General features: G+C 38.6%; 21 protein-coding genes. 8 read left to right on the top strand and 13 right to left on the bottom strand.

The window, feature by feature from the left end; genetic code table 11:
• Window positions 1–95: 95 nt before the first annotated feature.
• From KIH23_RS00620 to KIH23_RS00610, 3 genes are all read right to left on the bottom strand, one after another.
• A complete protein-coding gene (locus KIH23_RS00620; RefSeq protein WP_213210707.1) occupies window positions 96–2300 on the bottom strand; it encodes a polyribonucleotide nucleotidyltransferase in 2205 nt (734 codons plus the stop codon).
• Window positions 2301–2429: 129 nt separating this feature from the next.
• Window positions 2430–2699, bottom strand: coding sequence for a 30S ribosomal protein S15 (gene rpsO, locus KIH23_RS00615; protein WP_213210706.1), 270 nt, complete (start codon window positions 2697–2699; stop codon window positions 2430–2432).
• 252 nt (window positions 2700–2951) lie between these two features.
• Window positions 2952–3407, bottom strand: coding sequence for a GAF domain-containing protein (locus tag KIH23_RS00610; RefSeq protein WP_213210705.1), 456 nt, complete (start codon window positions 3405–3407; stop codon window positions 2952–2954).
• A gap of 68 nt (window positions 3408–3475) precedes the next feature.
• Here KIH23_RS00610 and xrtF point away from each other — a divergent pair, with 68 nt between their 5' ends.
• On the top strand, window positions 3476–4033 hold the full coding sequence (xrtF, locus tag KIH23_RS00605) for an exosortase family protein XrtF (RefSeq protein WP_213210704.1): 558 nt from the start codon (window positions 3476–3478) through the stop codon (window positions 4031–4033).
• The gene (locus KIH23_RS00600) at window positions 4011–4460 is read left to right on the top strand and encodes an exosortase F system-associated membrane protein (RefSeq protein WP_213210703.1); all 450 of its coding nucleotides are present in this window, start codon (window positions 4011–4013) and stop codon (window positions 4458–4460) included. Before xrtF ends, KIH23_RS00600 begins: the two co-directional genes overlap by 23 nt.
• Here the strand turns inward: KIH23_RS00600 and KIH23_RS00595 are convergent.
• The 4 genes from KIH23_RS00595 to KIH23_RS00580 form a co-directional block, all read right to left on the bottom strand.
• The gene (locus tag KIH23_RS00595; protein WP_213210702.1) at window positions 4455–5114 is read right to left on the bottom strand and encodes a response regulator transcription factor; all 660 of its coding nucleotides are present in this window, start codon (window positions 5112–5114) and stop codon (window positions 4455–4457) included. The genes KIH23_RS00600 and KIH23_RS00595 overlap by 6 nt on opposite strands.
• A gap of 33 nt (window positions 5115–5147) precedes the next feature.
• Window positions 5148–5912 carry a sensor histidine kinase gene (locus KIH23_RS00590; protein WP_213210701.1) on the bottom strand — a complete coding sequence of 255 codons (765 nt, stop codon included), beginning with the start codon at window positions 5910–5912 and terminating at the stop codon, window positions 5148–5150.
• A complete protein-coding gene (locus KIH23_RS00585) occupies window positions 5902–6300 on the bottom strand; it encodes a hypothetical protein (protein WP_213210700.1) in 399 nt (132 codons plus the stop codon). The genes KIH23_RS00590 and KIH23_RS00585 overlap by 11 nt, the downstream gene beginning before the upstream one ends.
• Before the next feature lie 290 nt (window positions 6301–6590).
• Window positions 6591–7202, bottom strand: a complete 612-nt coding sequence (locus KIH23_RS00580) for a hypothetical protein (protein ID WP_213210699.1) — start codon at window positions 7200–7202, stop codon at window positions 6591–6593.
• Window positions 7203–7343: 141 nt separating this feature from the next.
• Between KIH23_RS00580 and KIH23_RS00575 the strand changes: the two genes are divergently transcribed.
• From KIH23_RS00575 to KIH23_RS00550, 6 genes are all read left to right on the top strand, one after another.
• Window positions 7344–8177 carry an ATP cone domain-containing protein gene (locus tag KIH23_RS00575; protein WP_213210698.1) on the top strand — a complete coding sequence of 278 codons (834 nt, stop codon included), beginning with the start codon at window positions 7344–7346 and terminating at the stop codon, window positions 8175–8177.
• 3 nt (window positions 8178–8180) lie between these two features.
• Window positions 8181–9536, top strand: a complete 1356-nt coding sequence (locus KIH23_RS00570) for an MBL fold metallo-hydrolase RNA specificity domain-containing protein (RefSeq protein ID WP_213210697.1) — start codon at window positions 8181–8183, stop codon at window positions 9534–9536.
• Between the two features lie 70 nt (window positions 9537–9606).
• A complete protein-coding gene (locus KIH23_RS00565; protein WP_213210696.1) occupies window positions 9607–9993 on the top strand; it encodes an HYC_CC_PP family protein in 387 nt (128 codons plus the stop codon).
• 51 nt (window positions 9994–10044) lie between these two features.
• A complete protein-coding gene (locus KIH23_RS00560) occupies window positions 10045–12057 on the top strand; it encodes a TonB-dependent receptor plug domain-containing protein (protein ID WP_213210695.1) in 2013 nt (670 codons plus the stop codon).
• Window positions 12058–12076: 19 nt separating this feature from the next.
• Window positions 12077–12415, top strand: coding sequence for a heavy-metal-associated domain-containing protein (locus KIH23_RS00555; RefSeq protein WP_213210694.1), 339 nt, complete (start codon window positions 12077–12079; stop codon window positions 12413–12415).
• A gap of 92 nt (window positions 12416–12507) precedes the next feature.
• The gene (locus KIH23_RS00550) at window positions 12508–13188 is read left to right on the top strand and encodes a DedA family protein (protein WP_213210693.1); all 681 of its coding nucleotides are present in this window, start codon (window positions 12508–12510) and stop codon (window positions 13186–13188) included.
• Window positions 13189–13247: 59 nt separating this feature from the next.
• Here the strand turns inward: KIH23_RS00550 and groL are convergent, their stop codons facing one another.
• The 6 genes from groL to KIH23_RS00520 form a co-directional block, all read right to left on the bottom strand.
• Window positions 13248–14879, bottom strand: a complete 1632-nt coding sequence (groL, locus tag KIH23_RS00545; RefSeq protein WP_213210692.1) for a chaperonin GroEL — start codon at window positions 14877–14879, stop codon at window positions 13248–13250.
• Window positions 14880–14908: 29 nt separating this feature from the next.
• Complete coding sequence (gene groES / locus KIH23_RS00540) at window positions 14909–15184, bottom strand: co-chaperone GroES (RefSeq protein WP_213210691.1); 276 nt, start codon at window positions 15182–15184, stop codon at window positions 14909–14911.
• Window positions 15185–15320: 136 nt separating this feature from the next.
• A complete protein-coding gene (secG, locus tag KIH23_RS00535; protein ID WP_213210690.1) occupies window positions 15321–15698 on the bottom strand; it encodes a preprotein translocase subunit SecG in 378 nt (125 codons plus the stop codon).
• A 2-nt stretch (window positions 15699–15700) separates the two neighbouring features.
• Window positions 15701–16435: a tetratricopeptide repeat protein gene (locus tag KIH23_RS00530; protein ID WP_317197012.1), complete on the bottom strand. Its 735-nt coding sequence runs from the start codon at window positions 16433–16435 to the stop codon at window positions 15701–15703.
• A 263-nt stretch (window positions 16436–16698) separates the two neighbouring features.
• Window positions 16699–17202, bottom strand: a complete 504-nt coding sequence (locus tag KIH23_RS00525; RefSeq protein ID WP_213210688.1) for an LptE family protein — start codon at window positions 17200–17202, stop codon at window positions 16699–16701.
• A 39-nt stretch (window positions 17203–17241) separates the two neighbouring features.
• Window positions 17242–18498, bottom strand: a complete 1257-nt coding sequence (locus tag KIH23_RS00520) for a sigma-54 interaction domain-containing protein (RefSeq protein WP_213210687.1) — start codon at window positions 18496–18498, stop codon at window positions 17242–17244.
• Between the last annotated feature and the right edge of the window lie 18 nt (window positions 18499–18516).

Raw genomic sequence — 18516 nt, 5'->3', positions numbered from 1 at the left:
AACTCGATAAAAACTAAAGAAACTCGACCAGAACCCATTTTTAACAAAAAACCCTCACTTCGTCGATGAAATGAGGGTTTTTTTATCTTCAGAGATTAGTCTTTTTTATCTCTTGATGGTCTGTTGTGGTCTCTCGGTGGACGGTTCTCGTCACGAGGCGGACGATTTTCATCTCGAGGAGGCCTTGGCATCAGCGCTTTTTTAGACACTTTTTCTTTTCGTGTTTTTGGATCAACCCCTAAATATTTCACCATAAACACATCGCCCATGTTAACAACATCTGAAACATTCTCAGTGCGTTCCCATGCTAATTCAGAAACGTGAAGTAAAACTTCATTGCCCGGAGCTTGTGTGTATTCAACCACAGCGCCAAAATCTAACATTTTAATCACTTTTACCTCGTAACTTTCGCCCACGGTAGGTTTGAAAATAATAGAGTCAATTTTAGCCAATACTGCTGCAATTCCATCCGGATCAGTTCCTAAGATTTCAACAACACCTTGCTCATCAACTTCATTAATTACAATCGTAGTTCCGGTAGCTTTTTGCAATTCTTGAATTACTTTACCGCCCGGACCAATCAAAGCACCAATAAAGGCGCCTGGAATGGTACGCATAATGATTTTAGGAGCGTGTTTCTTCACGTCTGGTCTTGGAGTAGCAATGGTTTCAACCAATTTCTCTAAGATGTGCATACGTCCGGCACGCGCTTGCTCAAGTGCTTGCTCCATGATGTCATAACGCAAACCTTCAATTTTGATATCCATCTGACAAGCTGTGATACCGTCTTTGGTTCCGGTTACTTTAAAGTCCATGTCACCCAAGTGATCTTCATCACCCAAGATATCTGATAATACTGCGAATTTTTCTCCGTCTGTGATCAATCCCATCGCAATACCTGAAACAGGTTTTACCATTTGAATACCCGCATCCATCAGCGCCATAGTTCCGGCACAAACCGTTGCCATTGATGACGAACCGTTTGATTCCAATACTTCAGACACAATACGAACCGTATATGGGCAATCAGCAGGAATCATGTTTTTCAAAGCGCGTTGGGCTAAGTTTCCGTGACCCACTTCACGACGTGAAGTTCCTCTAAGCGGTTTGGCTTCACCGGTTGAAAACGGTGGAAAGTTATAGTGCAAGTAGAATTTTTCTTCTCCTTGTTCTGATGGTGAATCAATTTGATTGGCCTCGCGTGAAGTTCCTAAAGTTACTGTAGCCAAAGCTTGGGTTTCACCACGTGTAAAAAGTGATGAACCGTGTACTGAAGGCAAATAATCAGTTTCACACCAAATAGGTCTGATTTCAGTTGTTTTACGACCGTCAAGACGAATTCCTTTTTCAAGAATTACATTTCGAACCGCTTCTTTGTTGGTTTTGTAGAAATATTTTCCGACCAATCCTGCTAAGTCAGCATTTTCAGCATATTCTTCTTCTGTAAACAAAGCTTTGCATTCTTCTTTTACAGCAGCAAATTTTTCGCTTCTTTCACTTTTAGCCGAAGCTTCTTGTGCAATAGCGTAACATTTGTCATAAGCGGCTGCTTTTACTTTTTTGTAAACTTCTTCGTCTTCAACTTCGCCTTCATAAGTGCGAATTTCTTTTTTGCCAAAAGCTTCTTGCAAACGCAACTGAGCATGGATTTGAACTTTGATCGCTTCGTGTGCAAATTTGATGGCTTCAATCATTTCGGCTTCTGAAATTTCTTTCATCTCGCCTTCAACCATAGCTACTGAATCGAGTGAAGCACCAATCATCATGTCAATATCAGACAATTCTAATTGAGCTCTGCTCGGATTGATGATGAGTTTTCCGTCAACACGCGCTACACGAACTTCTGAAATCAAGTTGTAGAACGGGATGTCAGACACGGCAAGTGCAGCTGAAGCAGCCAATCCGGCCAAAGCATCCGGCATAACGTTTTCGTCGTGTGACATGAGTTGAATCATTACCTGCGTTTCAGCGTGGTAATCATCCGGGAAAAGCGGACGCAAAACGCGATCAACCAAACGCATGGTCAAAACCTCTGCATCGCTCGGACGGGCTTCTCTTTTGAAAAATCCACCCGGGAAACGACCTGCTGCGGCAAATTTTTCGCGGTAATCTACCGTTAATGGCAAAAAGTCCACGCCCGGATTTGAGGTTCTTGCCGAAACGGCTGTTGCTAATAGCATACAGTCGCCGGAACGAACCACTACAGAGCCATCGGCTTGCTTGGCTAGTTTTCCGGTTTCGATTGAGATGGTTCTACCATCGCCTAAATCGATGACTTCTGTTGTTACTTTTGGAATCATAAATTCTGTTATTCTTTAATTAAACAAAGGGCGTTGTGTTGTTGTAGTTGTTGTACCCAATGAAAAACCAAACTTTTATGCTTAATAGCTAAAAAAAAGAGGCGCGCGGGCACCTCTTTTTCTGAATTGTTATTTTCTGATATTCAATTCTTTGATAATCTCACGGTATCTGGTGATATCTGTTTTCTTGAGATAATCGAGCAATGAACGTCTTTTACCTACTAACTTAACCAATGAGCGCTCGGTGTTGTAATCGTGACGATTTTTTTTCAAGTGCCCAGTCAAGTGGTTAATTCTGAAGGTGAATAAGGCGATTTGCCCTTCGGCAGAACCGGTGTTTTCAGCTTTTCCTCCGTGTTTTGCGAAGATTTCAGCTTTTACTTCTTTAGTTAAGTACATGCTAATATTGTTTAAATGATTATTATGTATGAATCGAGATTTTCTCAATTCGTGTGCAAATGTAACAATAAATATTGATTACAAAAATGGATTGTTGAATTAATTTCGGAAACTTTTTGGCCGTGACTTTTGATGTTGAGGCGATTTGTTTGTTTTGCCAAAGGTGCCCTAGCCCGGACAGCAGCGATATCCTTTTGGGCTGGGGTTCAGCGCAAAAGATTTAGCGAATGGCCGGAATAGCTTCTGAAAATTTTAAAACAAAGTAGACACTTGTTGGTTGACAAATTCTAAAAAGCGCTCATCTTGCTCGGTAAATGGGTCGAGCTCGTGCGAATCAATATCAATCTGGCCTATATTTTGGCCGTTGACAAACAGCGGAACGACAATTTCAGATTTGACGGTAAAACTACAAGCGATATAGTTGTCTTGCAGCGATACATCGGGCACCACAAAGTTTTGATTGGAAACGGCCACTTGTCCGCAGATGCCTTTGCCAAACGGAATTACGGTATGATCGGTAGGCGCTCCAACATAAGGCCCGAGCAGAAGTTCTTCTTTTTGTCCGTTGCGGAAATAAAAACCAACCCAATTGTAATGAGCAATGTTCTGGTTGAGTAATTGGCAAATTTCAAGTAGTTTCTCATCGCGCGTTTTGTCTTTTTGTGATACGATTTGAATGATCTCGTGCTGTAGTTTAGAAAAGCTCATGGGATTTTTTGTGCAAAAGTATTCATTGCTGCATGTGGAATTTCTATATTTTTGTTAAAAATTACTTCTTGAAAAAAGCGCTTAGCTCATATCGTCCGTTTTTTACTTTTTTGTTTCGGTTTTTTGCTACCTATGCTGGCTTGACAATTTTGTATCGATTGTATTTGATGGCTTTTGATGACCAACTCACTTTTGAAGTTGATACAATGACACAATCTGTGGCTTATCAAGTTAAAATGCTGTTGGGTTGGATAGGTTATAACGTTGTTTTAGAACCACATTTGACCCAAGCGTCAATAAAAGTTATTTTAGAAGGGCATTATGTATCGCGCATTGTTGAAGGTTGTAATGCGATGAGCGTTATGATTTTGTTTACAGCTTTTGTTATTGCTTTTTCGGGGACTTTTTGGCGTACGTTGATTTTTATCCTCTCGGGTTGTTTGGTTATTCACTTGCTCAACGTAACGCGTATTGCTTTGTTATCGGCGGCTTTATTACATTTTCCGGATGAAGAACCTTTGTTGCACGGGGTGGTGTTTCCGTTGTTTATTTACGGAGTTGTTTTTGGCCTTTGGGTAACATGGGTGAGCTCATATTCAAAATATGCTACAAAAAAATCTGAATAAAACCACGCGATATAGCTTGATAGCTGTTTTGGTCTTGTTGCTCATAGCCGTTAGAGCATTTGAGCATAAAATTTTCTATGATCCTTTTTTGGATTATTTTAAGAATGATTATTTGAATTTGCCTTTCCCGCAATATGATGGTTTTGCTTTGTTGGGTTCAATGTTGTTGCGCTATTTGCTCAATTCGGTTATTTCAATTGCCATCATCTATTTGTTTTTTTCCGATGCTTCAATGCTCAAACTCATTTTTATATTATACGGAGTTATAGGCTTGGTGCTGCTTTTGTCTCAATTTGGGTTGTTGTATTTTTCAGATCATCAAAGTAATTTTGTACTTTTTTATATCAGAAGACTGCTTATTCAACCACTTTTTTTGTTGCTGTTTTTTCCAGCTCTATATTTTCAAAAAATCAAAGAAGTTTCATAAAAATGGTTCGGTGAGTTTGTATTTGTATGAAAACAAAACCAACCCTACTTTTGATTTAATTCCGTATCGATCAAAAAGCCCGGCCCTGTAACCTTCAACCGATTTTACCGAAAGCCCCATTTTATGAGCCATTTGTTCATAGGTAAATTCTTCGTCGTTGCATACCAAGGTTAAAAATTCAAGTTCACGTTCTGATAACTCAACATTGAGGTGTATTAAGTTGTTGGGCTCATCAAAGTTTTTAACGCGTTTGAGAATATCTGAGACATTGTTGTAGCCAACAGTCATAATGTTTTTTATGGCGAAATTTAAATCTTGAGCCGTACAGTTTTTATTCAAAAAACCTCTTGCTCCGGCGTTGTATGCCTGACTAATGATTTCTTCATCAAAATGTTGGGTGAGTAATAAAACCCGATATTCATCAATTTTTTTTTCTAAAACCTCTAGAACCTGAATGCCATTCATTTGCGGCATCGAATAATCTAAAATATACATATCAGGTGCATCATTGAGCGGTATGGCCGATAAAAATTCAACGCCGCTATCAAATTCATGGGTTACTTGAATGTTTCCTAGTTTATGTAATAGCTCTTTAATGCCTTGACGAACTATTTTGTGGTCGTCAATCAAACCAATTCTAATTAAGTTTTCCATGTGATGCAGCTCGATAGTGGTGGTTGTTTTTTGTTATGTTAATTCATAAAGGATGATTTGGGTTCCGTGATTGGGTTGACTTTGAATGTCAAAGTGATAATTAATCACTTTAGCTCTTTGCTGACAATTGGCAATTCCGATTCCTTGTGAAGCGTTTAATTGTGAAATGTCAAAACCAACACCGTTATCTTGAATAGAAATACTAAATGGGTTTTGACTTATTACAATACTTATTTGATTGGCTCTTGCATGCTTAAAAGTATTGTTTAGACATTCTTGAAAAATCCTAAAAAGTACAATTTGCTCTTCTGGCTTAAAAGATTTTACAGATGTTGGCTCAACGTAATTTATCTCGATGAATTTGTTTTTTTTAATGCGTTCAACCTCTTGAGTAATGGCTTTTATTAAACCATTTTGACTCAGCCATTGATTGTTTAAGGAATGACTTACTTTGCGCAAAGTATCAGCCAAGTTTGTCAGTGATTCTGATACAGGTTTCAAATCTGCTGAAGCATCGGGCCAATCAAGTTTAAAATGTTCAAGTTGAAAATTAATCACCGTTAGCTGCTGACCGGCATCGTCGTGTATGTCTTGCGAAATGTTATTGAGCAAATGTTCCTGACTTTCTAGGAGCGCACTGTTGAGTGTTTTCTGAAAAGTAATTTCATTTTCATACAGTACAGCATTGTATTTTTTTATTTTTTGGATGTAAAGCTTGATGATTACAATGCAAAAAAGAACAATCAAACAGATAAACAAAAAACTAATAATGACTCCAAATGCTATGTTAGTGTTCATGGTTTACAGATGATTTTCTCTCTTTGTAAATGTATAAATTGGCGAGTGAATAATAAACGATGTTGCCGAAATATCCCACAAAAATATACAAGTCAATATTCTTGTAAATGATAACATGTATGATATCAGAGTTTCTAAAACCAAACATAAAACTATAACCAAAAAAGAAAATAATGGGAATAAAGAGCAGAAGGTATTCGTTTTTAGTAAAATAAGATAAGTTTTCTTGGTTGAGTTGATGATAACTGAAGTACAAAAAGAGGCTAATGTAAATTAATGCGCCCACGATAAATGTTAAATTATTTAGTCCGGTTTTTTCGATAAAAAAAAGATTGACAATTCCAAAAGTGATAAAACTGGAAAGAATAATTTTTCGCCAACTTTTCAATTCGTTTGTATTTGTGATAATCAATAACCAGATTAAATGATAGAATATAAAACTAATAGAATACAATAAAAGTAAATGCATTTTCAAACACCTAAGAGTTACTGAAAAAACCTCAGTAATCAGGCCTTCAAATAAAACTAACAATAAAAAGAAATGTTGTTTATTTTGCCATTTTAGATTAAAAACCCCATTTAAAAAAGTTGCTAAAATGAATATTTGAACCGGGTTTATTCGGTTAAAAAAATCTGTAATGTTTAAATGGTACACTTTTAATGGATTGGATTTTTAAATTACATAGGATGGTTTGTAAAATCATAATACTTTGCATTTCCACCCTGAAAATTTAGCTTAAAAGCTACAGTTACATTACCATCAATGGCAATTTGAACAAAATTAAAAATACAATTTTGAATATTCTTTTCATTGTTGTTGTTTTTGATGGCCCAAAAAAGAGGGTATGAAAAACAATTTATTCCACGTTCAAAATTACTGACTATGTCTATGCTTAAACTGTTTCCATCAATTGCAAACGACATATACTCTTGATAGCTTTTGTTGTCAAAGCTACAGTTTTGGCTGATTAAGTTGGCTCCCGTTATGTTGATTGATGCTCCTTCGCTGATTAAATTGTCAATGGCAGCGTTTATTTGATGATCTCTAATAAGATGTTGATTTTCAATATTTTCAGAAGATAGTGTGTAGTCAATAAAATCAGAATTGGTTTTAAGCCATGATGGAGGATTGTCAAAATCTGAATCAACCAACATAATTGTATATAGGGTATAGCCAATCTTGGGTGAGGGAGGATCAATGTTAATAATGTAGTTCTCGTTTTCAATTTCCCATTCTTGTTGGTCAATTCCAAATTTTTCAAAGTTCTGACTGCTGGCAAAAATTTCCATAGCTAAAAATATTTTAATAGGTTAATACTGCAATTTCACAAAACAAATCGAAATAGGCATTAGGGGAACCCCTAAAAATAACTACAGAAAAATCTTATTTTAGTTTAAAATCACTAATTTTAAGCAAATGAGATTTATACCATGAAAATTCAAAAAAACTCTGGAGAATTGGTTGAGTTTGATGCCAGAAAACTTCAAAACTCTCTTGTGAAATCTGGGGCAGATCAAACCACGGTGAGCAGAATTCTTCAGCAAATTCAAAATCAAATATTTGAAGGAATATCTACGCGACAAATCTATAAAACGGCGATTGCTTTACTCAAAAAAAAATCACATTCACACGCAGCTCGTTACAATCTCAGACAAGCAATTGAGCAATTAGGCCCGGCAGGTTTCTTTTTTGAAAAATATATAGCCAGACTTTTTTCAGCCGAAGGTTTTCAAACCCAAACTAATTTAATATTGGCAGGGAAATGTGTTTCGCATGAAATTGATGTGGTGGTCAAAAAACAAGATCAATGCGCCATGATTGAATGTAAATTTCATGCCCAACGCGAATCTGTTACCGATGTCAAAGTGCCTATGTATATACTTTCTCGGTTTAATGATTTAAAAAATCAAGAACATTTATTATTTGATGCTTTGTGTCAAATTCATCATTGTTGGATTGTAACCAATAATCGATTTAGTTCTGACGCGCTCAGATTCGGACGCTGCTCAGGTCTTCATTTACTCAGTTGGGATTATCCTGAAAAAAGCAATTTGCGCGATAAAATTGATGCCGATAATCTGTATCCGATAACTTGTTTAACGACTTTGACTTTGAATGAAAAAAATCAACTCATGGAGCAAAACATCATATTGGTCAAAGAGCTTTTACATCAAACATCGGCACTTGATGATATTCATTTGAGTGCCAATCGAATTAAAAATATTCTCAAAGAAGCCCGTGAGCTTTGTCAACAACAACTGTAAATTATGAAAATTCAATTCATGGGCGGAGCCGGAGCGGTTACCGGTTCTAAAACCCTTATCGAAAGCAACGGTCTGCGCATCTTAGTTGATTGCGGACAATATCAAGGTATTAAATCACTTCGCGAACTCAATTGGGAACCATTGCCTGTTTTGCCTTCAACGATTGATTGTGTTTTACTCACCCACGGACATTTAGATCATTGCGGATGGCTTCCGCGATTGGTGCACCAAGGCTTTTCAGGAAAGATATATTGCACATCGCCAACTGCGGCCATTGCCAAACTCATTTTGCTCGACAGCGCCAAAATTCAAGAGGAAGAAGCTGATCAAGCCAATAAAGAGCATTATTCAAAGCATGAAGTTGCTGAACCTTTGTATAATGTAGCCCAAGCTGAAGCTGTTTTTTCAAAATTCAGAATCGTCAAACCTAATGAACCATTGGTTTTAGATGCAGAAATCTCAGCGGTTTTTACCAATGCCGGGCACATATTGGGCGCTTGCAGCATTGCTCTAGAGCTTGAAAACAAAACATTGGTTTTCTCTGGCGATATTGGTCGTGATAATGATGTACTTATGTTTGCTCCAACCAAACCTCAAAAAGCAGACTATGTTTTTCTTGAAAGTACTTATGGCAACCGTTTACACCCGGACTCTGATGTTCTTGTCGAACTTGAAGCTTATATCAACAATACTTTTGATAGAGGCGGAACAGTAATCATCCCAAGTTTTGCCGTTGAACGCGCTCAGAGTGTCATGTATTTGCTTTGGCAGCTCAGAAAAACAGATAGGATTCCAGATATTCCTTTTATTATTGATACGCCTATGGGCATTAATGTTTTGGATGTTTTTATGAACAATCGCTCATGGCATAAACTTTCAGAAAATGATTGTCGTGAAATGTGCCAATCGTTTCAGTTTATATCAGATTATGAACAAACCATACAAGCTGTTTTTGACCATCAACCCAAAGTGGTAATAGCGGCTAGTGGCATGCTTACCGGTGGACGCGTTTTGACTTATTTGGAGCGATATCTCGAAAGACCAGAAACCACCATAGTCATCATTGGTTATCAAGCCGAAGGAACACGAGGTAGGAAGTTGCTCGAAGGAGCACAGGAAATTAAAATCCGCGGGAAATATTATCAAGTGCGCGCTCATATTCAAGAAATTCAAGGGCTTTCGGCCCACGCAGACCAAGCGGATTTGCTCAATTGGTTGTCTGAACTCAAAACCCAACCTCAAAAAGTATTTTTGGTACACGGCGAGAATCAAGCTGCTGATGAATTGCGCATAAAAATTCAAGAAAAATACGGTTTTGATTGTGGCGTAGCTCGAATGGGGCAAATAGTAGAGCTTTGATTTTTAACAAATTATTGGTTTTTATTCTGATGAGAAATTTTACTTTTGCGCCATGAGATTTCAAAAACAAATGAGTTTATGGCTCAGTCTGATGCTCTTGGTTTCCCAATTTGGATTAACCATGAATTTGCATTATTGCGGGGGTCAGGTTCGCTCGATTGATTTCTCAACTTCTTTTTCAAAACCCCAAAAGGATAAATCTTGCTGCGGAATGAAAGAAGAAAGTTCTTCATGTTGCAAGAACAAAAAAGTGCTGTTGCAGAAAAAAACTGACAGTCAACTTCAGAAATCTTTTTCATTATCAGCCATTGATTTTGTTGCCCCGTTAGTTGTGCAAACGGTATATGTTGCCTCAATTGCCATACGTCAGAGCAATCCTTTTTTAGCACATTACTGCGATGCCAACGGTCCGCCGTTGTATCGGCTTTATTCTCAATATATATTCTACGAGGTCTGATAGTGTTTTTCAGCAGGATTCACCTGATTGTTTCACATTATCAACCTTTTTATGTATTTAAAAACCTCACTGCTTTTGTGGCTAGGTTTAATATCGATATCTGTTTTTGCGCAAGATACGCTCAAGAATGTCCAAATCGAAAACTCACGCAAAAGCCTTCAAAAATCAAATCGCCTCACCCAAAATGCCATGGTGATGAGCAGCAAAGAATTACTCAAAGCAGCTTGTTGCAATCTGGCCGAGAGCTTTGAAACCAATCCGGCCATTGATGTCAATTTTGCAGACGCGCTTACCGGAACCAAACAAATCAAAATGTTGGGGCTGACGAGTCCGTATTTGCTCATCTCTGAAGAAAATATTCCTTCGGTGCGGGGCGCTTCACAGGCTTATGGATTGTCATTTACCCCAGGAACTTGGGTTGAAAGCATTCAAATTACCAAAGGAGCCGGTTCGGTGGTTAATGGCTATGAAAGTATTTCGGGCCAGATTAATACCGAACTCATTAAACCACTCAAAGACATTCCGTTTTATCTTAATTTATACGGTTCAACCGATGCACGCTTTGAACTCAATACACATTTCAATCATAAGTTCAACGAAAAATGGGCAACTAGTTTGTATTGGCATGGCAATATGCGTCAGGCCAAAAACGACATGAACCATGATGGTTTTCTGGATAATCCGTTGAGCAAACAAGTTAACCTAGTCAATCGCTGGCAATATGCCAATAGCCAAACGGGTTGGGTAGCTTTTATTACCGCCAAATTCATGCGCGACAATAAACTGGCCGGACAAACGCTTTTTGACAGAACGCAACATGTTGGCAGCAAGCGCTATTGGGGTTCAGAAATCAATACAGAACGATTTGATATAGCCACCAAAATAGGTTATGTTTTTAAAGATATGCCGTTTCAAAGCATCGGTTTTCAGAATGCCTTGAGCCATCACAACCAGCAATCGTATTTTGGATTGAATACTTATAACATCCGTCAGCGCAGCTATTATTCAAATTTGATTTTTAACTCCATCATCAACAACACTAAAAATAAGTTTGCCACCGGTTTTAATTTTACAGCCGATGTTTACGATGAGTTATGGCAAAGTGCCGATTTGAGCCGAACCGATAATTCTGCCGGTATTTTCTTTGAATATACTTATGACAATGCCGACAATTTCAGTTTGGTTTTGGGCGGGCGTTTTGATTACCAAAATCGATTAGGTGCTTTTGCTACACCGCGTTTGCATTTGCGTTATCAACCTTGGGAAAAAGCTACTTTGCGATTATCTGCCGGTCGCGGAAAAAGAGCCGCCAATGTTTTTGCCGAAAATCAAAACCTCATGGCCAGCAATCGCTCATTTTCTTTAGTTGACCACCACGGAAATATTTATGGTTTAGATCCTGAAATTGCTTGGAATTACGGTTTGAGTTTTCAACAAGCCTTTACTTTATTCGGTAAAAAAGCTGATGTCAACCTCGATTTTTACAGAACAGATTTTACCCAACAAGTTGTAGTTGATTTATACTCCGATTCACAGCAAGTATTGCTTTATAACCTCAAAGGAGCTTCATTTGCCCATAGTTTTCAGTTTGATTTTAACCTAGAACTCAAAAAACATTTTGATCTTCGAGCTGCCTACAAATACTATGATATTCAGACCGATTATTGGTCAGGTAGGGCTCAAAGACCGCTTCAGGCCAAGCATCGGTTTTTTGTTAATTTGGCTTATGCAACGCATATTGTTGAAAAAGGCCGCCAATGGAAGTTCGATGCTACGCTCAATTGGCTCGGGCCTCAAAAATTGCCTTATACAGGTTCAAATCCTGCTGCAGATCAACTTCCGGTTCAGGTGAATGGTTTTTCGGTAATCAATGCACAAATAACCAGGACTTTTTCATCAGTTTTTGAGGTATATGTTGGCGCAGAAAATCTAACTAATTACAAACAGCAAAAAGCCGTTTTGGGTGCGCAAAATCCGTTTGGAAATACTTTTGATGCATCTATTGTTTACGCACCTATTTATGGGCAAATGTACTATGCCGGGCTTCGGTTCAAAATAAAATAAACTTTAAAAATTATACATTATGAAAACACTATTGATGACTTTTTGCTTGATGCTCACTTTGACGGGAGTTCAAGCACAAATCAAAAACAAAAATGCTCAATATACTATTGAGGTCAACGGCAATTGTGAAACTTGTAAAAAACGCATTGAAAAAGCGGCACTAAGTGTTTCGGGCGTTAAATCGGCCAGTTGGGATATGAATACGCATGAATTGACTTTGATTATTAATGAAGAAAAAACCACGTTGTTTGCTGTCAAAAAAGCCATTGCTGCTGTGGGTCATGATTCTGAAGAAGTCAAGGCGGAGGATTCTGTTTATGAAAATTTGCATAGTTGCTGCAAATACGAACGCCAATAACCAAGCGTTAAGATTGCTTTAAAGTCGTACGATAAATTGTGCGAAACTTAAATTATTCTTACTTTCACGAACTCTAAAATAAAACCAAAAAGATGAATCAATTTGAATGGACACAATTACTCAATCCGGAATTCTACATTACCTTTGAATTGGCCGGAGTTCAATTGGGTTTGTTTATTGTTTTGTTCATTGTTTTTGCCGAGACGGGTTTGTTTGCCGGATTCTTTTTGCCCGGTGACAGTCTCTTATTTCTCTCAGGAATTTACAGTCGTGATTTGGTTGAAAATGTCGCTTATATTGGTGGCGATTTTATGAATGTGACCATTCTATCAACACTCATTGCACTGGCTGGAGTTTTAGGAAACATGGCCGGATATTGGTTTGGTGCCAAAAGTGGGTATTATCTGTTCAAAAAAGAAGATACGTTTTGGTTTAAGAAAAAGTACTTGTTTCAGTCTAAAGATTTTTTTGAAAAATATGGCGGAAAAGCCATCATCTTTGCGCGTTTTTTACCCATTTTCAGAACCTTTGCGCCCATTGTGGCCGGAATCGTCTCAATGGACAAAAAGAAGTTTATGTTCTTTAATGTTCTGAGTTCGTTTTTATGGTCTTTTACCTTGATTTTCTCCGGGCATTATTTATACGGGATGTTTTTAGGATACGGGATTGATCTCAAACACCATATTGAATGGATTGTCATCGGAATCATCATAATCTCTACTTTTCCGGTTTTGATGAAGCTTTTCAAAAAACCTAAGGCTAAAGCCGAATAAACATTAAAAAAACCCGAAGCATTCAACTTCGGGTTTTTTATTTTTAGTATTTGAAATGATTACATCATGCCCGGCATTCCACCGCCCATTGGCATTCCGCCAGCTGGTGCATCTTCTTTGATATCTACCAAAGCGCATTCGGTGGTAAGAATCATACCTGAAACCGAGGCAGCATTTTCAAGTGCTACTCGGGTTACTTTTTTCGGATCAATGATACCTGCTTTGAGCATATCTACATACTCATCCGTTTTGGCATTGTAACCAAAGTTGTCTTTGCCTTCGCTTACTTTGGCAACTACAACTGAACCTTCTAATCCGGCATTCTCAACAATCGTTCTCAATGGCGATTCAACGGCACGAGCAACAATTTGAATTCCGGTAGCTTCATCAGCGTTGTCGGCTTTGATTTTATCCAAAACTTTTTTGGCGCGCAATAACGCCACGCCACCACCGGCTACGATTCCTTCTTCAACGGCAGCACGTGTAGCGTGAAGCGCATCGTCAACGCGGTCTTTTTTCTCTTTCATCTCAACTTCTGAAGCAGCGCCTACATAAAGAACTGCCACACCGCCGGCCAATTTAGCCAAACGCTCTTGTAGTTTCTCGCGGTCGTAATCTGAAGTTGTGGTTTCCATTTGTGCTTTGATTTGATTCACGCGATTTTGAATCATTTCGGCTTTTCCGGCACCGTTCACTACGGTAGTATTGTCTTTGTCGATGGTTACTTTTTCAGCGGTTCCGAGCATATCAATCGTTGCGTTTTCAAGCGTGTGTCCGCTTTCTTCGGCAATCACAGTTCCGCCGGTTAAGATGGCAATATCTTCAAGCATTGCTTTTCTTCTGTCACCAAAACCAGGAGCCTTTACGGCTGCAATTTTAAGGGCACCACGCAATTTGTTGACTACTAAAGTTGAAAGCGCTTCGCCATCAACGTCTTCAGCAATAATCAAAAGTGGTTTGCCAGATTGTGCTACCGGCTCTAAAATCGGAAGCAATTCTTTGAGTGATGATACTTTTTTGTCGTACAACAAAATGTACGGTCTTTCAAGTTCAACTTCCATTTTTTCAGGATTGGTTACAAAGTATGGAGACAAATAGCCACGGTCAAATTGCATTCCCTCTACCACGTCTACATAAGTATCTGTTCCTTTGGCCTCTTCAACGGTAATTACACCTTCTTTTCCTACTTTGGTAAAGGCTGCGGCAATTAAATCGCCAATTACTTCATCATTGTTGGCAGAAATTGAAGCCACTTGTTTGATTTTTTCTGAAGATGATCCTACTTCTTTGGCTTGTTTGCCCAAATCGGCAACAATCGCTTCAACTGCTTTGTCAATGCCGCGTTTTAAATCCATCGGATTGGCTCCGGCAGCTACGTTTTTGAGCCCTTCTTTTACAATGGCTTGTGCTAAAACCGTAGCGGTTGTGGTTCCATCACCGGCCAAGTCGTTGGTTTTTGAAGCTACTTCTTTGACCATTTGCGCGCCCATGTTTTCGAGCGTGTCTTTTAATTCAACTTCTTTGGCTACTGAAACGCCATCTTTGGTTACTGTTGGTCCGCCAAATGATTTGGAAATAATTACGTTTCTTCCTTTAGGACCTAAAGTTACTTTTACTGCATTCGCCAAAGCATCCACTCCGCGTTTTAAACCGTCGCGTGCTTCAATGTCAAATTTGATATCTTTTGCCATAATGTGTGTTTTTAATTTTTTTCTGAATGTTAAACAATTGCCAGAATGTCGTCTTCTCTCATGATTAAATAATCTTTTCCGTCCAATTTTAGTTCGGTGCCGGCATATTTGCCATAAAGAACCATATCGCCCACCTGAACGGTCATGGTATGATCTTTTTTACCATTGCCCACGGCTACAACTGTTCCTTTTTGAGGCTTCTCTTTTGCGGTATCCGGAATAATAATACCCGAAGCTGTTTGGGTTTCTGCGGCAGCTGGCTCAATGAGCACTCTGTCTGCAAGCGGTTTAATTTTTAATGCCATAAGTGAATATTTTTATGTGTTATTATAATGTTTGGCGCGCGCCGGTCAGAAATTGTGCCATGGCCTAAAAACTGACATTTTTGCGTAAAAAAAATGCCAGCATGTCAATGCTGGCATTCGAGTCGAAATGTTTCGATTATTTTTGTGCCGGAGCAGCCGGAGCTGGTGTTGCCGGAGTTTCAGTTTCAGGAGTTTCTTTTGCAGGAGTTGCTGCTGCAGGCTCAGTTGTTTTAGGAGCAGCGGCTTCAGTTTGGTCAATGATTTTTGAATTTTGGTCACCACCAGCATTGGTAAAACTCAAGCTAGAAAGTAAAACCAAGGCAATCAACAATCCGCCCAAAGTCCAAGTACTTTTATCTAAAAAGTCAGTGGTTTTTTGAACACCACCAATCATTTGCGATCCGCCAAGGGTTGATGATAAACCTCCACCTTTAGGGTTTTGAACCATGATCACAATGATCAACAGAAAACATACGATGGTAATCAATACTAAGAAAATAGAAAATGTACTCATTATTACTTGTTATTTTGTTGTAAATTCTTGATATCTAAAATTCGGTCTGCAAAGAAACTACTTTTTTCTGGATATTTCAAAATTAAAATTTCATAAGCTTGAATCGCCTTTTGATATTTTTTTTGTTCCAGATAAACCCGCGCTAAAGTTTCGGTCATCAGTGCGCTGGCATCTGCATTGCTAGATTCGTAAAAAACAGTTGGGAGCGGCGCATCAGGTTTGATCTTTGGTATTTTTGGATTCGCCTCAATGAACTTGTCAATTAGTTCGTTTTTTTTTTGCTTCTCGAAGTCAATTTCGGAAGCTGGTGGTTCTGGTTCTGGATTTTCAGTTCTTTGAATTGGTTTTAAACTCGAAAGTTGCAGCCATTCTTGAAATGAATGTGTTTCTCCAATGGTAAAATTCAAGGGTTTTCCAATGTCGAGCTTTTCTTCGCGAATCTCTTCAGTTATTTCTTGTTGTTCGGATTCAATTTCTTCAACTATAGGCTCAAGTATTTCAGAAGTGATTTGCTCAGTAACTTTTGTTTCAATTTGCGCTTCTTCAGCTTCTTTAATTGAGTCAAGCAAAGATTGCTCTATGGTGTTGTCTCGTTGTTCAAGTTTGACCTCAGTTTCTTGGGGAATTTCAATTTCCGCTTCTTGAAATGTAACTTCTGTTGTCTCTTCGCTTGCCAAAACAGTCTCCTCATTTGAGGTAATGTTGTTGAAAGAATCTGAAGTGATGAAGTCAAACAATACACTGCGGTCAGTAGTATGTGCCGCTGCAATTTTCAGCGCATAGTTGTATTTAAAACTATTCTGATTGTATAAACCTCTGAGATATAAGGCGCGCGCACTCTGAAAATACGGAAACTCCTGAGCGATTTTCTCCAATACATCCGTTTGTTTGTCATTGACAAGTTCGGGTTGGTTGATCAGTGATGTGAATTCAGATACATTCATGACTGAGTTGATCGCTTTGACTTAAGAGTTGGCCAAATTACTAATTATTTTTTGTTCTACCATTTAGCCAATGACTCATTAAAGATATCTTGGGTGATTCTGTCAAAAATTTCATCTAATGCCGTGCTGAGTTCAGAGCCTACCAATTGCTGTGTTCCGGGAAAGTTGTAAAAAAAACTAAATCTTTTCTCAAATGAGTCGCTTTCTTTGTTTTTGTTTGAAAAACGCACATTCACAGTAATACTCAATCGGCTTTCGGCAGCGCGCTGGTCAGCAGTAGCGGTTGTTGGACTAATGCGGTAATCAACAATTTCACCTTCATAAATCAAATCTCCACCGGTGTTAACCAAATTCAAAGTAGTTTGGTTTTGAATCAGGTTTTGCAATTTTTGAGTGAAGGTTCTATCAATGCCCGGTTCGACTAAAGCTGCTGAATTCTGAAAATAATTCACCTGAAAAGTCTTGGCGTCTATTTTTCCTGCACCGGTAAAGTTATATACTGAGCAACCTTGCAAAAAGCTAGCTGTTAAAAGAACAATAAATATTTTCAGGTTTTTCATCTGATTCAAAAGGCCAAAGATATTTAAAAACTTCTCTGGCTATAAATTAAATTGTTTGATTTTTCTGTATAAAGTTCGCTCCGAAATACCCAGTTCATCAGCAGCAGCTTTGCGTTTTCCTTTGTTTTTTTCGAGTGATTTTTTGATGAGCTCGATTTCTTTTTGTTCGAGTTTAAGGATTTCTTCTTCTTCAACGGTTTCAGCAAATTGAAAAGGCTCATCGGCTTCAGTATAAACCGTCGGATTCTGATTGTGAGCAATCACCGAAGTATTAGGCGTGTGCTCAAATGAAATTTCATTGTCAAATGACTGCGCGCCATATACTTTTTGAATCAAATTCGGATTGATGTCTTGCACTTTTCCGGAGCCATTTTTCATGAGTTCAAGCGTGAGTTTCTTCAAATCATTCAAATCGCTTTTCATGTCAAACAACACCTTATATAAGATGTCGCGTTCGGTGCTAAAGTCACTTTCAGATTTACTGTCTTTAATCACTGATGGCAGATGATTGTTCTCTAGTGGCAAATAAGATTGCAGCATTGAAGCTGTGATGTCGCGTTTGGTTTCAAGAACTGAGATTTGTTCGGCAATGTTTCTAAGCTGACGAATGTTTCCGTTCCAACGAAATTTCTGCAAAACCTGAACTGCTTGATCTTCTAATTTGAGCGGTGGCATTTTGTATTTGTGGGCAAAATCAGCAGCAAATTTTCTAAACAACAAATGAATATCATCTTGGCGTTCGCGCAGCGGCGGAAGGGAAATTTCAACCGTACTCAAACGATAGTATAAATCTTCGCGGAATTTTCCTTTTTGAATCGCATCGAGCATATTGACATTGGTGGCGGCCACGATGCGCACATTGGTTTTTTGTACTTGCGACGAACCCACTTTGATGAATTCTCCATTTTCAAGCACGCGTAACAATCTGACTTGTGTGGTCAGCGGAAGCTCACCCACTTCATCTAAAAAAATCGTTCCGCCGTTGGCTACTTCAAAATAACCTTCGCGGGTATTGGTAGCTCCGGTAAAGGAACCTTTTTCGTGTCCGAAAAGTTCGCTGTCAATGGTTCCTTCGGGAATGGCACCACAGTTGACAGCGATGTATTTTCCGTGTTTGCGGTGTGAAAGCGAATGAATAATACGCGGAATATTCTCTTTACCCACGCCACTTTCGCCCGATACCAATACGGTAATATCAGTCGGGGCAACCTGAATGGCTTTTTCAATGGCGCGATTGAGTTTCGGATCGTTACCGATAATTTCAAATCGCTGTTTGATGGCCTGAACGCTTTCCATAATTAAAAATAATTGGTT

This window comes from Flavobacterium sp. CYK-55 (assembly GCF_018413465.1).
Lineage (GTDB): Bacteria > Bacteroidota > Bacteroidia > Flavobacteriales > Flavobacteriaceae > Flavobacterium.
The sequence above is the reverse complement of the archived record's forward strand: the minus strand, read 5'-3'. Positions and strand labels throughout refer to the sequence as shown.

Excerpts from the sequence above, each read along its gene's own strand:
- KIH23_RS00525 (WP_213210688.1), bottom strand. The coding sequence starts at position 17,202 with ATGAAAAACCTGAAAATATTTATTGTTCTTTTAACAGCTAGCTTTTTG.
- KIH23_RS00610 (WP_213210705.1), bottom strand. The coding sequence starts at position 3,407 with ATGAGCTTTTCTAAACTACAGCACGAGATCATTCAAATCGTATCACAA.
- KIH23_RS00570 (WP_213210697.1), top strand. The coding sequence starts at position 8,181 with ATGAAAATTCAATTCATGGGCGGAGCCGGAGCGGTTACCGGTTCTAAA.
- rpsO (WP_213210706.1), bottom strand. The coding sequence starts at position 2,699 with ATGTACTTAACTAAAGAAGTAAAAGCTGAAATCTTCGCAAAACACGGA.
- KIH23_RS00580 (WP_213210699.1), bottom strand. The coding sequence starts at position 7,202 with ATGGAAATTTTTGCCAGCAGTCAGAACTTTGAAAAATTTGGAATTGAC.
- KIH23_RS00620 (WP_213210707.1), bottom strand. The coding sequence starts at position 2,300 with ATGATTCCAAAAGTAACAACAGAAGTCATCGATTTAGGCGATGGTAGA.
- KIH23_RS00520 (WP_213210687.1), bottom strand. The coding sequence starts at position 18,498 with ATGGAAAGCGTTCAGGCCATCAAACAGCGATTTGAAATTATCGGTAAC.
- KIH23_RS00550 (WP_213210693.1), top strand. The coding sequence starts at position 12,508 with ATGAATCAATTTGAATGGACACAATTACTCAATCCGGAATTCTACATT.
- KIH23_RS00555 (WP_213210694.1), top strand. The coding sequence starts at position 12,077 with ATGAAAACACTATTGATGACTTTTTGCTTGATGCTCACTTTGACGGGA.
- KIH23_RS00595 (WP_213210702.1), bottom strand. The coding sequence starts at position 5,114 with ATGGAAAACTTAATTAGAATTGGTTTGATTGACGACCACAAAATAGTT.
- KIH23_RS00565 (WP_213210696.1), top strand. The coding sequence starts at position 9,607 with ATGAGTTTATGGCTCAGTCTGATGCTCTTGGTTTCCCAATTTGGATTA.
- KIH23_RS00590 (WP_213210701.1), bottom strand. The coding sequence starts at position 5,912 with ATGAACACTAACATAGCATTTGGAGTCATTATTAGTTTTTTGTTTATC.
- groL (WP_213210692.1), bottom strand. The coding sequence starts at position 14,879 with ATGGCAAAAGATATCAAATTTGACATTGAAGCACGCGACGGTTTAAAA.
- secG (WP_213210690.1), bottom strand. The coding sequence starts at position 15,698 with ATGAGTACATTTTCTATTTTCTTAGTATTGATTACCATCGTATGTTTT.
- KIH23_RS00560 (WP_213210695.1), top strand. The coding sequence starts at position 10,045 with ATGTATTTAAAAACCTCACTGCTTTTGTGGCTAGGTTTAATATCGATA.
- KIH23_RS00575 (WP_213210698.1), top strand. The coding sequence starts at position 7,344 with ATGAAAATTCAAAAAAACTCTGGAGAATTGGTTGAGTTTGATGCCAGA.
- groES (WP_213210691.1), bottom strand. The coding sequence starts at position 15,184 with ATGGCATTAAAAATTAAACCGCTTGCAGACAGAGTGCTCATTGAGCCA.
- KIH23_RS00600 (WP_213210703.1), top strand. The coding sequence starts at position 4,011 with ATGCTACAAAAAAATCTGAATAAAACCACGCGATATAGCTTGATAGCT.